This is a genomic window from Corynebacterium sp. HMSC034H07 (assembly GCF_001815175.1).
GTDB lineage: Bacteria > Actinomycetota > Actinomycetes > Mycobacteriales > Mycobacteriaceae > Corynebacterium > Corynebacterium hiratae.
The window spans coordinates 62,214-75,262 of the sequence record NZ_KV819538.1; the positions used below are offsets into that span (position 1 = coordinate 62,214).

Annotated in this window: 10 protein-coding genes and 1 pseudogene; 9 read left to right on the forward strand and 2 right to left on the reverse strand. The window is 60.4% G+C overall.

Translation table 11 applies throughout. The features are described 5' to 3' along the window. Positions 1-266 precede the first annotated feature (266 nt). From HMPREF3009_RS10075 to HMPREF3009_RS10085, 3 genes are read left to right on the forward strand one after another with little or no spacing between them, the layout of a single operon-like run. Entirely contained in the window at positions 267-1,250 is a 984-nt protein-coding gene (locus HMPREF3009_RS10075) for an ABC transporter substrate-binding protein (protein WP_070681721.1), read from the forward strand. Continuing rightward, positions 1,247-2,104: an ABC transporter permease gene (locus HMPREF3009_RS10080; protein WP_046648734.1), complete on the forward strand. Its 858-nt coding sequence runs from the start codon at positions 1,247-1,249 to the stop codon at positions 2,102-2,104. Before HMPREF3009_RS10075 ends, HMPREF3009_RS10080 begins: the two co-directional genes overlap by 4 nt. A 3-nt stretch (positions 2,105-2,107) precedes the next feature. Further along, complete coding sequence (locus tag HMPREF3009_RS10085; protein ID WP_070512969.1) at positions 2,108-2,896, forward strand: ABC transporter ATP-binding protein; 789 nt, start codon at positions 2,108-2,110, stop codon at positions 2,894-2,896. Between the two features lie 146 nt (positions 2,897-3,042). Here the strand turns inward: HMPREF3009_RS10085 and HMPREF3009_RS10090 are convergent, their stop codons facing one another. Next, a complete protein-coding gene (locus HMPREF3009_RS10090) occupies positions 3,043-4,893 on the reverse strand; it encodes an FAD-binding monooxygenase (protein WP_070681723.1) in 1,851 nt (616 codons plus the stop codon). 205 nt (positions 4,894-5,098) lie between these two features. After that, positions 5,099-6,463, reverse strand: a complete 1,365-nt coding sequence (locus HMPREF3009_RS10095; RefSeq protein ID WP_070681726.1) for an MFS transporter — start codon at positions 6,461-6,463, stop codon at positions 5,099-5,101. Between the two features lie 122 nt (positions 6,464-6,585). Between HMPREF3009_RS10095 and HMPREF3009_RS10100 the strand changes: the two genes are divergently transcribed. The 6 genes and pseudogenes from HMPREF3009_RS10100 to HMPREF3009_RS13825 form a co-directional block, all read left to right on the forward strand. Then, the gene (locus HMPREF3009_RS10100) at positions 6,586-8,061 is read left to right on the forward strand and encodes a fumarylacetoacetate hydrolase family protein (RefSeq protein ID WP_070517633.1); all 1,476 of its coding nucleotides are present in this window, start codon (positions 6,586-6,588) and stop codon (positions 8,059-8,061) included. Then, positions 8,058-8,720 (forward strand): GntR family transcriptional regulator, encoded by a 663-nt coding sequence (locus tag HMPREF3009_RS10105; protein WP_070681729.1) that lies wholly within the window; start codon positions 8,058-8,060, stop codon positions 8,718-8,720. The genes HMPREF3009_RS10100 and HMPREF3009_RS10105 overlap by 4 nt, the downstream gene beginning before the upstream one ends. Before the next feature lie 16 nt (positions 8,721-8,736). Continuing rightward, positions 8,737-10,254: a 5-carboxymethyl-2-hydroxymuconate semialdehyde dehydrogenase gene (gene hpaE / locus HMPREF3009_RS10110; RefSeq protein ID WP_070512973.1), complete on the forward strand. Its 1,518-nt coding sequence runs from the start codon at positions 8,737-8,739 to the stop codon at positions 10,252-10,254. Positions 10,255-10,307: 53 nt separating this feature from the next. After that, positions 10,308-11,384: a 3,4-dihydroxyphenylacetate 2,3-dioxygenase gene (gene hpaD, locus HMPREF3009_RS10115; RefSeq protein WP_070517631.1), complete on the forward strand. Its 1,077-nt coding sequence runs from the start codon at positions 10,308-10,310 to the stop codon at positions 11,382-11,384. A 156-nt stretch (positions 11,385-11,540) separates the two neighbouring features. Then, positions 11,541-12,326, forward strand: a complete 786-nt coding sequence (gene hpaH / locus HMPREF3009_RS10120) for a 2-oxo-hept-4-ene-1,7-dioate hydratase (RefSeq protein ID WP_046648741.1) — start codon at positions 11,541-11,543, stop codon at positions 12,324-12,326. Further along, a pseudogene (locus HMPREF3009_RS13825) lies at positions 12,311-13,039 on the forward strand (HpcH/HpaI aldolase/citrate lyase family protein); the annotation flags it as partial. The gene hpaH and the pseudogene HMPREF3009_RS13825, both read left to right, overlap by 16 nt. Between the last annotated feature and the right edge of the window lie 10 nt (positions 13,040-13,049).

Sequence of the window (13,049 nt, forward strand, 5' to 3'; positions counted from 1 at the left end):
AACACCGATACCTTCTGCCGTACAGATAAATGCCAGAGGGTACCCCCGTGGGGTCTATGTGCTGCAGGGCCACAGCGAGGTGGGTGATGTAGGAAACATGCAGCTTAAGCATGTGATATAGAACTCTAAAACTGTCACAGTATAGCTTTTGGAGGGCTAAGAGTACCCCCGCGCGGGAAAAATATTCACAAAACTGCTGCTTAAACGCATGGAAAGAGGCTTAAATAACGGTCACAACAGTCACTCTAGAGTAGAAAAGGACCGTTATGTTCTCTAAAACTGCTGCTGCTCTCTCCGCTCTCGCTCTGAGCGCCGCCGCCCTCGTGGGGTGCTCCTCATCCTCGGACAACGCCGGCGGTGATTCCGGCGGTGGGGACTCCTATTCCATCGGTATCAACCAGCTGGTTCAGCACCCCTCCCTCGACGCCGCGGCGGAAGGCTTCCAGGAAGCCTTCGAGGAAGCGGGCGTGGACGTGGAGTGGGACATCCAGAACGCCAATGGTGAGCAGGGCACTGCGGTGTCCATCTCGCAGCAGATGGCAAACGCTAACCACGACCTCTACCTGGCAATCGCCACCCCGGCCGGCCAGGCCATGAGCAAATCCATCAAGGACAAGCCGCTTCTGTTTACCGCGGTGACGGACCCCGTGGAGGCGGAGCTGGTGGAGTCTCTGGATAAGCCGGGCAAGAATGTCACTGGTACCTCTGACGCCGCGCCCATCGAGGAGCAGGTCGAGCTGATTACCCAACTGGTTCCGGACGCTAAGACCGTCGGTGTGGTCTACTCCTCCGCCGAGGTTAACTCCAAGGTGCAGGTGGAGCAGTTGGCGGAGGCCGCCAAGCCGAAGGATATTGAGGTGAAGTCGCAGACGGTGACCTCCGTGACGGAGATACCGCAGGCCGTAGAAGCGCTGGGCGATGTCGATGCCGTCTACGTGCCGACCGACAACATGGTTGTTTCCGGCATTTCTTCGCTCATCAAGGTAGCGAATGACAAGACCATCCCGGTCATCGCAGCGGACTCGGGTGCCGTTGAAGGTGGTGCTGCCGCCACCATCGGTATCGACTACAAGGAGCTGGGCCGCCAGACCGGTGAGATGGCGCTGCGCATCCTCCAGGACGGCGCAGACCCGGCCGAGACCCCGGTAGAAACCGCCTCTGAGTACACCTACGTCATTAACGAGGATGCCGTGAAGGCACAGGGCGTTGAGGTACCGAAGGAGATCATGGAGAAGGCTGAGACGCTGTGATTGGTGCACTCGAGCTAGGGCTCATCTATGCGGTCATGGCCGTGGGCGTCTACCTGACATTCCGCGTCCTTGACTTCCCGGACCTGACCGTCGATGGCTCCTTTACCACCGGGGCTGCGACGGCCGGCGTGCTCATTACGAATGGGGTTAATCCCTTTCTGGCATCGGCCGCGGGCTTTGTCACCGGCTTTATCGCCGGCTGCATCACGGGGCTTCTGCACACGAAAGGCCGCATCGACGGTTTGCTTGCGGGTATCCTCACCATGATTGGTCTGTGGTCCATCAACCTGCGCATCATGGGCAGCGCCAACGTTCCGTTGCTCTCCCAAGATTCGGTGTTTACCCCGCTGGATGCAGTAATGGGGTCGTGGGCCGGGGTGGGCTTGCTCGCCTTGGGTGCGGTGCTGCTCTGCCTGCTGATCGTGTGGTTCCTGTCCACGGACCTGGGACTTTCGCTGCGCGCAACAGGTGACAATCAGCAGATGATCACCTCCTTTGGCGTGTCCACCGATTTCACCAAGATCCTGACCCTGGCCCTGTCCAATGGCCTGGTGGGCCTGTGCGGTGCTCTCATCGCGCAGTACCAGGGCTTCGCCGACATTTCGATGGGTATCGGACTCATCCTGGTTGGTCTGGCATCCGTCATTCTGGGACAAGCGGTACTCCCCCAGTCGCGCTTGTGGATGGCCGTGGTGGCGGTGGCCTTGGGCTCTGTGATCTACCGTCTCATCATCTTCGCTGCGCTTCAGGTAGGCCTTAACCCGAATGACATGAAGCTCATCACGGCGCTGCTGGTTATTGTCGCTCTGCTGGTGCCGCGTATGACGAAGGTGCGCGGGAAGAGGAAGGCCTAGATCATGCTCAAAGTAGATAAGATTTCGAAGACCTTCTTCCCAGGTACGGTCAACGAACGCCGTGCGCTTCGCGACGTCTCCCTGGAACTTGCCTCCGGTGACTTTGTCACTGTCATCGGCTCTAACGGTGCGGGAAAGTCGACACTGCTGAACTCCGTTGCGGGCCGGCTCATCCCGGATTCGGGAAAGATCTCGATCGACGGCCAGGAGGTGACGAGCCAGCCGGAGCACAAGCGTGCAAGGAAGGTCGGGCGCGTCTTTCAGGATCCCATGGCGGGTACGGCACCAAACCTCACGATTGAGGAGAATCTCTCCTTGGCGTACCTGCGCGGCAAGAAGCGCGGCCTCGGTTTGGGTCTCAATTCCGCGCGCCGGGCCATCTTTGTGGAACAGCTGGAATCCCTCGAGCTCGGCCTAGAGAAGCGTCTGGGGACCAAGGTGGGGCTGCTCTCCGGCGGTCAACGCCAGGCCCTCTCGTTGCTCATGGCCGGCTTTACTAACCCGAAGGTGATGCTTCTGGATGAGCACACGGCCGCCCTCGACCCGCAACGCGCGGAGCTGGTGACCACACTGACGAAGCGCATTGTGGAGCAAGGCCAGCTCACCACTCTGATGGTGACGCACAACATGGCCCAAGCACTGCAGGTGGGAAACCGCCTCATCATGATGCATGAGGGTGAGATCATCTACTCCGCTGACGCCGAGCAGAAGGCGAAGCTCACAGTGGAGGATCTCATGGCGGAGTTCGCGAAGATTAAGGGAGCGACGTCCGATAGGACCCTCCTGCAGTAGAAGTCGAAGCGTGGTTGTTTCACGTGAAACCTAGGTGTTGCACTTGGCAGCACCTAGGTTTCTTTTTGTCCGTGGTGGCTTAGCGGCGGCATTGAAAGAGGGCCCAGCGTTGTGCTGAGCCCTCTTGGTTTTACGTGAAACCGGAACTAGGTGAGCTTGATGAGCGCGGAAGAGAAGTAGTCCTCGACGGCAGCTGGGTCATCCAGCGGAAGGACCGCTCCTACGTACTGGTCCGGGCGAACGATGACGACGGCACCGTCGCGGGAAATGCCGCGGGTGTGGAAGATATCCTTGTCTCCCGGCAGAGCATTGAAAACATTCTCCCAGTTCGGGATATTGAACTTGCCGTTGCGGGGCCGGAACAGGAGTGGAGCGTCGAGGATTTCGTACTCGTGGTGGTCCGTCTGCTGGTAGATGGCCTTCACGTCGAAGTAGGTGTTCTCGTCGGCGCCCTCAGGGGTGAACTTGGCGAGGATGGGGCCGACCTTCTCGGCCCACTCGCTGAGCTTCGAGGTTTCGCCGGCTTTGGGTGCATCAGCGAAGGCGTAGATGCGGTAGCGGCCGTCAGCGGTGTGCTGGTGGCCCAGGTGCTGGGGGTACGCGTCACAGCGGCGCAGAACCTCGTAGGACTTGAAACGCTTGCCCACCGGGAAGCCGACGGCCAGCTTCTGGTGCTCGGTGCTGCCGACGATGAGGTTTTCTTCGTACTGCGTCATCATGCCGGCGGCGAATTCCTCCGCGGAAACGTAGTACTTCTCGACTGCCTCGGGATCATCGAGCTCTTCGGTCGGGGTGGCCATGAGGGTGGACCACTCGCGGTCGAAGTTGATGAGGTTCTGGGCAGCTGGCTGGCGTTCACCGTGGTAGGTGGTCAGGAGCTCCTTCGGGGCGCGGCCGTCGAGAACATGGCCGAGCTTCCAGCCGATGTTGAAGCCATCCTGCATGGAGACGTTCATGCCCTGGCCGGCCTTGGCCGAGTGGGTGTGGCAGGCGTCGCCTGTAAGGAAGACGCGCGGATCCTCGTTGTTATCGTCGAACGCGTCGACAAGTCGGTGGCCCACCTCGTAGACCGAGTGCCAAGCGACCATCTTGACGTCGATGAAGTAGGGCGAATAAATCTCGTTAGCCTTCTCGATGATCTTCTCAATCGGGGTGGAGCGGACCTTGTGGTTGTCATCCTCCGGCACGACGCCGAGGTCGACGTAGATGCGGGACAAGTAGCCGCCCTCACGTGGGATGTGCAGAATCGAACCAGCCTGTGAGTGGATGGCGCACTTGGTGCGCCAGTCCGGGAAATCGGTATCTACGACAACGTCCATGACGCCCCACGCGTGATTGGCCTGGTCACCCTTGAGCGAGCGGCCAATGGACTTACGGACACGGGACTTTGCGCCATCGCAGCCCACGACGTACTTAGCGCGTACGTCGCGCGGGTTGCCGTCGACATCCTCGAGGTGCACCGTCACGGGGTAGTCGCCCTCCCCTACCTCAAGGGAGACGAAGTTCCAGCCGTAATCCGGGGCGATTCGGCCGGGTGCTCGGCGTGCGTAACGGGCGAAGTAGTCCAACACGCGAGCCTGGTTCACAATGAGGTGGGGGAACTCGGAGATTCCGTGTTCGTCGTCAATCGGGCGGGCGCCGCGAACAATCTTGGAGCGGTCCTGCGGATCGGGGTTCCAGAAGGACATCTCGGTGATTTCGTAGGCCTCTTCCGTGATTTCCTTGGCAAAGCCGAAGGCCTGGAAGGTTTCTACGGAGCGGGACTGGATGCCGTCGGCCTGGCCCAACTCGAGGCGGTGAGGACGGCGTTCAATGATGCGCGTGTTGACGTCGGGGAACATTGCTAGCTGCGCGGCCGCGATCATGCCGGCCGGGCCGGAGCCCACAATGAGGACGTCCATTTCATCGGGAAGCTCAGAGGCGCGATCGATGCCATACCCGGCGGGCTCGTGCACGCGGGGATCTTCCGAAACGTAGCCGTTGTGGTGGAACTGCACTGTGGACTCCTTAGTCAGCGGGTTGTCGTGGTCGAGAACAAAAGCGAGTGATGGGGGTGGTATCTACTCCCCCATCGCTCTGTGAGCTTTGCTCGTGGAGGTGGTGACTCAGTTCAAGGCGTCTGGAGGATGTGAGCTGGGTCTTATTTCTAGAATCATATATGATACGCGGCTCCTGCACAATGATCTGCGCACGGGACGTCGCCTAGCGCGGGCTGAAGATGAAGTGCCCCTGAGATTGCTCGGCCTCGTGCTCTGCGCCGAGAGCGATTCCCTTGCGCTCACGCAGGATGAAGGCGCAGATGAAACCGACAATCGAGGCGGAGACGAGGTAGCCCGACACCGCGAAGGTGGTGCCAGTAGCCTCCACGAGCGAAGCAGCGATCATGGGGGCGAAGGCGCCGCCCAACACCGAGCCAAGCGCATAAGTGATGGACACGCCGGTGGCGCGAATGGAGGCGGGGAAAAGCTCGGCGTACATCGCGGACTGCGCGCCATAGGTCAGGCCCAGGCCGACGGTCAGGAAAATGAGTGCGCCGTAGAGAAGCCCCAGGCTGCCCGTATTAACCAGCGGGAAAAGGGCGGCAGCGCCGATTCCCTGCAGGATGAATCCGATGAGGTAGGTGTTTCGGCGGCCGATATAGTCGGAGATGTATCCCGCGAACAAAGTCATCAATGCCCACGTGACGGCAGAGACGGTCACCGCGTTGAGGACGTCACCGCGGTCGAGGGCAACGAGGCCGTCGGGATCGGTGGCGTAGCGCTGAATATAGCCGCCCGTAGTCATGTAGCCGACGGTGCCGTTACCTGCAAAAACGAGGGCCGCAACGACGACTAGCGGGGTGAAGCTCTTGAAGAGCTTGCCAATGGGGTTGGTGGCTTCCTCTTCTTCACGCTCCGCAATCTCTTCAAAGACCGGGGATTCGTCGACGCCCATGCGGATGAGGTAGCCCACCAGGATGAGGACGAAGGAGAGCAGGAAAGGTACGCGCCAGCCCCAGCTCATGAAGGCGTCGCCAGGCGCAATGGTGTTCATGATGGAGAGGACGCCGGAGGAGAGCAGCAGGCCAGCTGGCACGCCGATCTGCGGGCCGGCGCCGTAGAGACCGCGCTTGTCATTCGGTGCGTGCTCCACAGCCATGAGTACGGCGGACCCCCACTCGCCACCTGCGGAGATGCCCTGAATAATGCGCAAGGTGATGAGGAGGATCGGCGCCCAGATTCCGGCAGTCTCGTAGGTAGGCAGAAGGCCGATGAGGGTGGTCGCACCACCCATGGCGAGGAGCGTGACCATGAGGACCACGCGGCGGCCGAAGCGGTCCGCGAAGTGTCCTGCCAGAAACGCGCCGACGGGTCGGAATAGGAAGGACAATCCCACGGTGAGGAAGGAAATGATGGTGGCTAGGCCACCCTCGAGCGGGCCGAACATGAGCTGGTTGAACACGAGTCCGGCCACTGCGGCATAGAGGAAGTAGTCGTACCACTCGATAGCGGTACCAATGGTTGTCGCGGCGACGACGCGGCGGCGTTCGGCCGTCGAAATTGCCGGCGTGTCAGATGTGTGCGACATTCTGGTTCCTTTCGGCATGCGGTGTGCCATATATGGAAATGTGTGTGAGTTGAACCACTTGCGGTGGTGGTAGGGATAATATACGATCTGGGTAAGGATTTGTTCACAATTAAGGATTCTTCATGGCTGTACCTGAGTTCTTGCCGGTTAAACCGGGCAAAATGATCGCTGTCCATGTGGCCTTTGAGTCCCGCGCGGCGCAGCGCGGTCGCTGGCCCAAGACCCCGAGCTACTTCCTCAAGGCGACTAGCACGCTGGCTGAATCGGGCGGGGTTGTTGAACGCCCCGAGGGAACGGAGCTGCTGGCTTTTGAGGGAGAAATCGCGCTCATCATCGGAACCCCGGCCCGCAACGTATCGCTTGAGGATGCGTGGAAACACGTCGCCTACGTGACGGCTTCGAACGACATTGGTCTGTATGACTACAAGGTGCAGGACAAGGGCTCCAACACCCGCTCCAAATCCCGCGATGGATACACCCCCATCGGGCCGGAGCTTATCGACGCCCAAGGGATCGACCCCAAGGGTCTTCGCCTCCGCACCTGGGTCAATGGCGAGGTTGTTCAGGAGGGAACATCTTCTGATGAGGATCTCATCTTCCCGCTCGCACAGTTTGTGGCCGACCTATCCCAGCACATGACGCTGGAGACCGGTGACATCATCCTCACCGGCACCCCGGCCGGCTCCTCTGTCATTGAGCCTGGTGACGTTGTTGAGGTCGAGGTTGACGTGCCAGGTGGCGTGAGCTCCGGCAGGCTGAAGACTACCGTGAAGGAGGTCCCCGCCTCTTTCGATCCGCAGCTGGGCAACCTGCCCTACGTGGATGATAAGCAGCGCGAGGACGCCTACGGTGACCGCGAATCCGCCGGCCTTCCTCCTAAGGATGCGGTCGGCCTCGATCCCGAGCTCAAGGCGGCCTTGGAGAAGGCCCCGACCGCCGGCTTGTCCGCTCAGCTGCGCAAGCGCGGCATCAACCAGTCCGTGATCGAAGGCGTGTACCCGCAGGCTAAGGGAACCAAGATGGTGGGCGTTGCCCGCACCCTGCGCTTCGTGGCCGGCCGCGAGGACCTGTTCAAGTCCCACGGCGGTGGCCTCAACGAGCAGAAGAAAGTCTTCGACACCGTCAAGGAAGGCGAGGTCATCGTTATTGAGGCCCGCCAGGAATCCGGCTCAGGAACACTGGGTGACATTCTGGCACTGCGCGCCAAGGTACGTGGTGCAGCCGGCGTTGTCACTGATGGTGGCGTGCGTGACTACGAGGCTGTGAAGGAGATCGGCCTGCCCGTCTTCACCCAGGGCGCTCACCCCTGCGTGCTCGGCCGCAAGCATGTCCCGTGGGATAGCGATATCGCTGTTTCCTGCGGAAACGCCACCGTCCTCCCAGGTGACATCATCGTTGGTGATGATGACGGCGTCGTGGTCATCCCCCGCGATATCGCAGCCGAAGTCGCCGAAGGTGCCCTCGCCAAGGAGCACGAGGACGAATGGGTCGCTTCCCAGGTGGAGGAAGGCGCCAGCTTGGATGGGCTCTTCCCGCCGACCGGAGCGAACAAGGAAGCCTACATCGCTTTCCGTGATGGAAAGGCAGGTGGTCAATGACGCAACCCGCAGCACCAGCCGGGGAAAGTAAATCCCAACAAGCCTATAACTGGATAAGTGAAAGGATTCGGACTCGCGACTATGAGCCCGGGTATCGCCTCGTGTTGGCAACAATCGCGGATGAACTGGGGATCAGCGTAGTTCCCGTCCGCGAGGCTATTCGGCAACTCGAAGCGGAAGGGATGGTCACCTACGAACGCAACGTCGGTGCCAGCGTGACCACCTACAATCGCGAGGCCTACTACGAATCCATGGACATCGTGGCCACCGTGGAAGCCAATGCCACGGCCCAATCCGCCCCGTATCTCAACGCGGAGGATATTGCCCGGGCGCGAGAGATCAACCAGCGCATGCGGGAGCTCGATATCCACCACGATCCAGAAGAATTTACCCAGCTCAACAAAGAATTTCATAGCGTTCTCTTCTCCAAGTGCCCGAACGAGAGGTTGAAGGACTTGGTGGTGGACCAATGGAAGCAATTGGAATACCACCGCGTCTCGACCTTCCGCTACGTGCCGGAGAGAGCCCAAGAGTCAACGCGCGAGCACGAGCAATTGGTCAGCCTCATCGAGGCTGGCGCGGAACCCGCCTACATAGAAAAAGTGGCCAGGCAACACCGACTGTCCACCCTCAACACCTATCGCAAGAAAAACGATTAAGGAGTTCACAGCACTCATGGCTATTAACAACGATGCTGCTAAGCCCACCGACCTTCCAGAGAAGATTCTTCACTACATCAACGGCGAGTTTGTCCCGTCGATCGACGGCGATGAATTCGAGGTCTTGGATCCGGTAACCAATAAGACCTACATCAAGGCCGCCTCTGGCAAGCCGGAGGACATTGACAAGGCGGTCGCCGCCGCTAAGGACGCCTTCGAGAACGGCCCATGGTCCAAGGCGCTGCCGCGTGAGCGCGCCCGCGTCCTCAACAAGATCGCCGACATCGTCGAAAGCCGCGCAGACAAGCTCGCTGCTTGGGAATCCTTCGACTCCGGCTTGCCGATCACCCAGGCCAACGGTCAGGCCAAGCGCGCTGCGGAGAATTTCCGCTTCTTCGCTGACCTGATTGTCGCCCAGGCTGACGACGCCTACAAGGTACCGGGCCGCCAGATCAACTACGTCAACCGTAAGCCGATTGGCGTGGCGGGCCTGATTACCCCGTGGAACACCCCGTTCATGCTGGAGTCCTGGAAGCTGGCCCCGGCCATCGCCACCGGTAACTCCGTCGTCCTCAAGCCTGCTGAGTTCACTCCGCTGTCCGCACAGCTGTGGGCGGGCATCTTCGAGGAGGCTGGCCTGCCGAAGGGCGTCTTCAACCTGGTCAACGGCTTCGGCGAGGAAGGCTACGCCGGCGACCCGCTGGTTAAGCACCCGGACGTCCCGCTGATCTCCTTCACCGGTGAATCTCGCACCGGCCAGATCATTTTCGGCAACGCAGCCCCGCACCTCAAGGGCCTGTCGATGGAGCTGGGTGGCAAGTCCCCGGCCATCGTCTTCAGCGATGCCGACCTGGAGACCGCTATCGACGCCTGTATCTTCGGTGTCTTCTCCCTCAACGGTGAGCGTTGCACCGCTGGCTCCCGCATCCTGGTTCAGCGCGATATCTACGATGAGTTCGTGGAGCGCTACGCCGCCCAGGCTAAGCGCGTGAAGGTGGGTCTGCCCTCCGATCCGACCACCGAGGTCGGCGCCCTGGTCCACCCGGAGCACTACGAGAAGGTCACCTCCTACATCGAGATTGGCAAGCAGGAGGCCACCCTGGCCGCCGGCGGCGAGCGCCCGGAAGGCTTCGAGGAAGGCAACTTTGTCCAGCCGACCGTCTTCGTTGACGTCAAGCCGGACGCACGAATCTTCCAGGAAGAGATCTTCGGTCCCGTTGTTGCTATCACCCCGTTCGATACCGACGAAGAGGCACTCGAGCTGGCGAACAACACGAAGTATGGTCTTGCCGCCTATGTGTGGACCTCGGATCTGAAACGTGCCCACAACTTTGCCCAGAACGTTGAGGCCGGCATGGTGTGGCTCAACTCCAATAACGTCCGCGACCTGCGCACCCCCTTCGGCGGCGTTAAGGCTTCCGGCCTGGGCCACGAGGGCGGCTACCGCTCGATCGACTTCTACACCGACCAGCAGGCCGTCCACATCAACCTGGACAAGGTGCACAACCCGGTCTTTGGCAAGCAGGACCAGTAACGTCTGCATGCCCTCTCCACTCCCCCATTACTAATTCACACTAAGGAGCCATCATGGCTGACATTCAGGCCCCCGACATTCTGCGTTGCGCCTACATGGAGATCATCGTTACCGATCTCGCTGCATCCCGTAAGTTCTATGTTGACACCCTCGGTCTCGTCGTGACCGAGGAAAACGAGAACGAAATCTACCTGCGCACCTACGAGGAGTTCATCCACCACAACCTCGTGCTGCGTCAGGGCCCCGTCGCTGCCGTCGCTGCATTCTCCTTCCGCGTTCGTTCGCCGGAGGATCTGGACCTCGCCGAGGAGTTCTACAAGGCGCGTGGTTGCGAGGTTCGCCGTAACAAGGATGGCTTCGTCAAGGGCATCGGTGACTCCGTGCGTGTACAGGATCCGTTGGGATTCCCGTACGAGTTCTTTTACGAGGTTGAGCACCGTGAGCGTCTGGCCTGGGCATACGACGCCCACATCCCTGGTGCGCTCGTTCGCCTCGATCACTTCAACCAGATCACTCCGGACGTTACTGCCGCAGTGAAGTACATGGAAGAGCTCGGATTCCGCACCACCGAGGACATTCGCGATGAGGAAGGAACCGTTTACGCTGCATGGATGCGTCGTAAGCCGACGGTGCACGACACCGCCATGACCGGTGGCGATGGCCCGCGTATGCACCACATCGCCTTTGCTACCCATGAGAAGCACAACATCATCGCGATTTGTGACAAGCTGGGTGCGCTCCGCGAATCCGACCGCATTGAGCGCGGCCCGGGCCGCCACGGCGTCTCCAACGCCTACTACCTGTACCTGCGTGACCCGGATGGCCACCGCGTAGAGATCTACACCCAGGACTACTACACCGGCGACCCGGATAACCCGGTCGTGACCTGGGATGTCCACGATAACCAGCGCCGTGACTGGTGGGGAACCCCGGTTGTTCCGTCCTGGTACCGCGATGGCTCCACCGTCCTCGACCTGGATGGCAACCCGGTGCCGCTGGTCGCTCGCGAGGATGAGTCCGAGCTCGAGGCCACCATTGGTGCGGACGGCTTCTCCTACACCCGTAAGGAAGACTCGGAGGAGATGCCGGAGTGGAAGCAGGGCGAGTACAAGCTGGGTAACCAGCTCTAAAACGGCCTAAGCACTCAGGTTGATTAACGTGGTCCCGCGGCGTCGATAATGCGCACATAACGCGGGGCCGCGTTGTCGTTTCACGTGAAACCGCAACGTTTAACAACCATTACAACACCACAGTCACGTTCAATAACACAGTAAGGAGCGAAATACATGCTGGATGAGAAACAGCACATCGCTATCGCAGATGAATTGGCGCAAGCCGAAAAGGACCGGTCGATGGTCCCGCTGCTGACCGCCCGTTTCCCGGAGATGAGCATTGAGGACTCCTACGCGGTGCAGCGCGAGTGGGTGCGCCGCGGCATCGAAGACGGGCGCCGTCTCGTCGGTCGTAAGATTGGCCTGACCTCCAAGGTTATGCAGGAGGCCACGGGAATTACCGAACCGGACTACGGCGCAATCTTTGAAGACCAGGTTTATGAGAACGGCTCCACTATCGAGCACGCGCAGTTCTCCAACGTCCGCATCGAGGTTGAGCTGGCCTTCGTGCTCAAGGAGGAGCTAAAGGGGCCGAATTGCAGCATTTTCGACGTGCTGCGCGCTACTGAGTATGTCGTCCCTGCTCTAGAGATCCTCTCCTCCCGCATTGAGATGGAGGGACGCACCATTGTCGACACCATTTCGGATAACGCAGCCCTCGGCGCCATGATCTACGGCGGCAACCCGGTGGATCCCGCAGACGTCGACCTGCGCTGGGTGTCTGCATTGCTCTACCGCAACGAATCCATCGAAGATACGGGTGTGGCCGCGGCTGTGCTCAACCACCCGGCAATGGGCGTGGCTTGGCTTGCCAACAAGCTTCATGCGCACGGCGATAGCCTTGCCGCCGGCGACATCATCCTGGCCGGTTCCTTCACCAAGCCCATGTGGGTTGAACCGGGCGATACCGTCCATGCAGACTATGGAAAGTTGGGGTCCATCACATGCCGATTCCAGTAAAGCTGCCGCCCACTTTCGCGGACGTCCTAGAAAAGGCCGAGCAGCCGCTCGTTGGCGCCTGGATCTGTTCCGGCTCGGAGGCTGCAGCGGAGATCATCGCCTCGGCTGGCTTTAGCTGGACGCTGATCGACGGCGAACACTCGCCCTATGGCCTCGAAACCATCCTCTCTCTGCTGCGGGCTACCGACGCCTACGGCGTGACGCGCGTGGTCCGCGTGCCAGTAAACAACACGGCACTCATCAAACAGTACCTTGACCTGGGTGTACAAAACTTGATGGTGCCCATGATTGATACCGTCGAGGAAGCCGAGGCTGCCGTAGCAGCCATGCACTACCCTCCCCGCGGCGTGCGCGGCGTGGGCTCGGCGCTGGCCCGCTCCTCACGCTGGAACGGCGTGGAGAACTACCTCGCCAATGCCTCAGATACGGTGAGCCTCACGGTGCAGATTGAGTCTGCGACCGCGGTAGAGAACGTGGAAGAAATCGTGGCTCTTGACGGGGTGGACAACATCTTCGTCGGTCCCTCTGATCTGGCGGCCTCCATGGGGCTGCTGGGTCAGCAGACCCATCCGGATGTGATCGAGGCGGTTAATCACACATTTGAAGCCGTGCGCGCTTCCGGAAAGAAGGTAGGCGTCAACGCTTTCAACCTTGAACAGGCCCAGAAATACATAGCTTCCGGCGCATCATTTGCCCTGGTTGGGGCGGATGTTCAACTTCTTT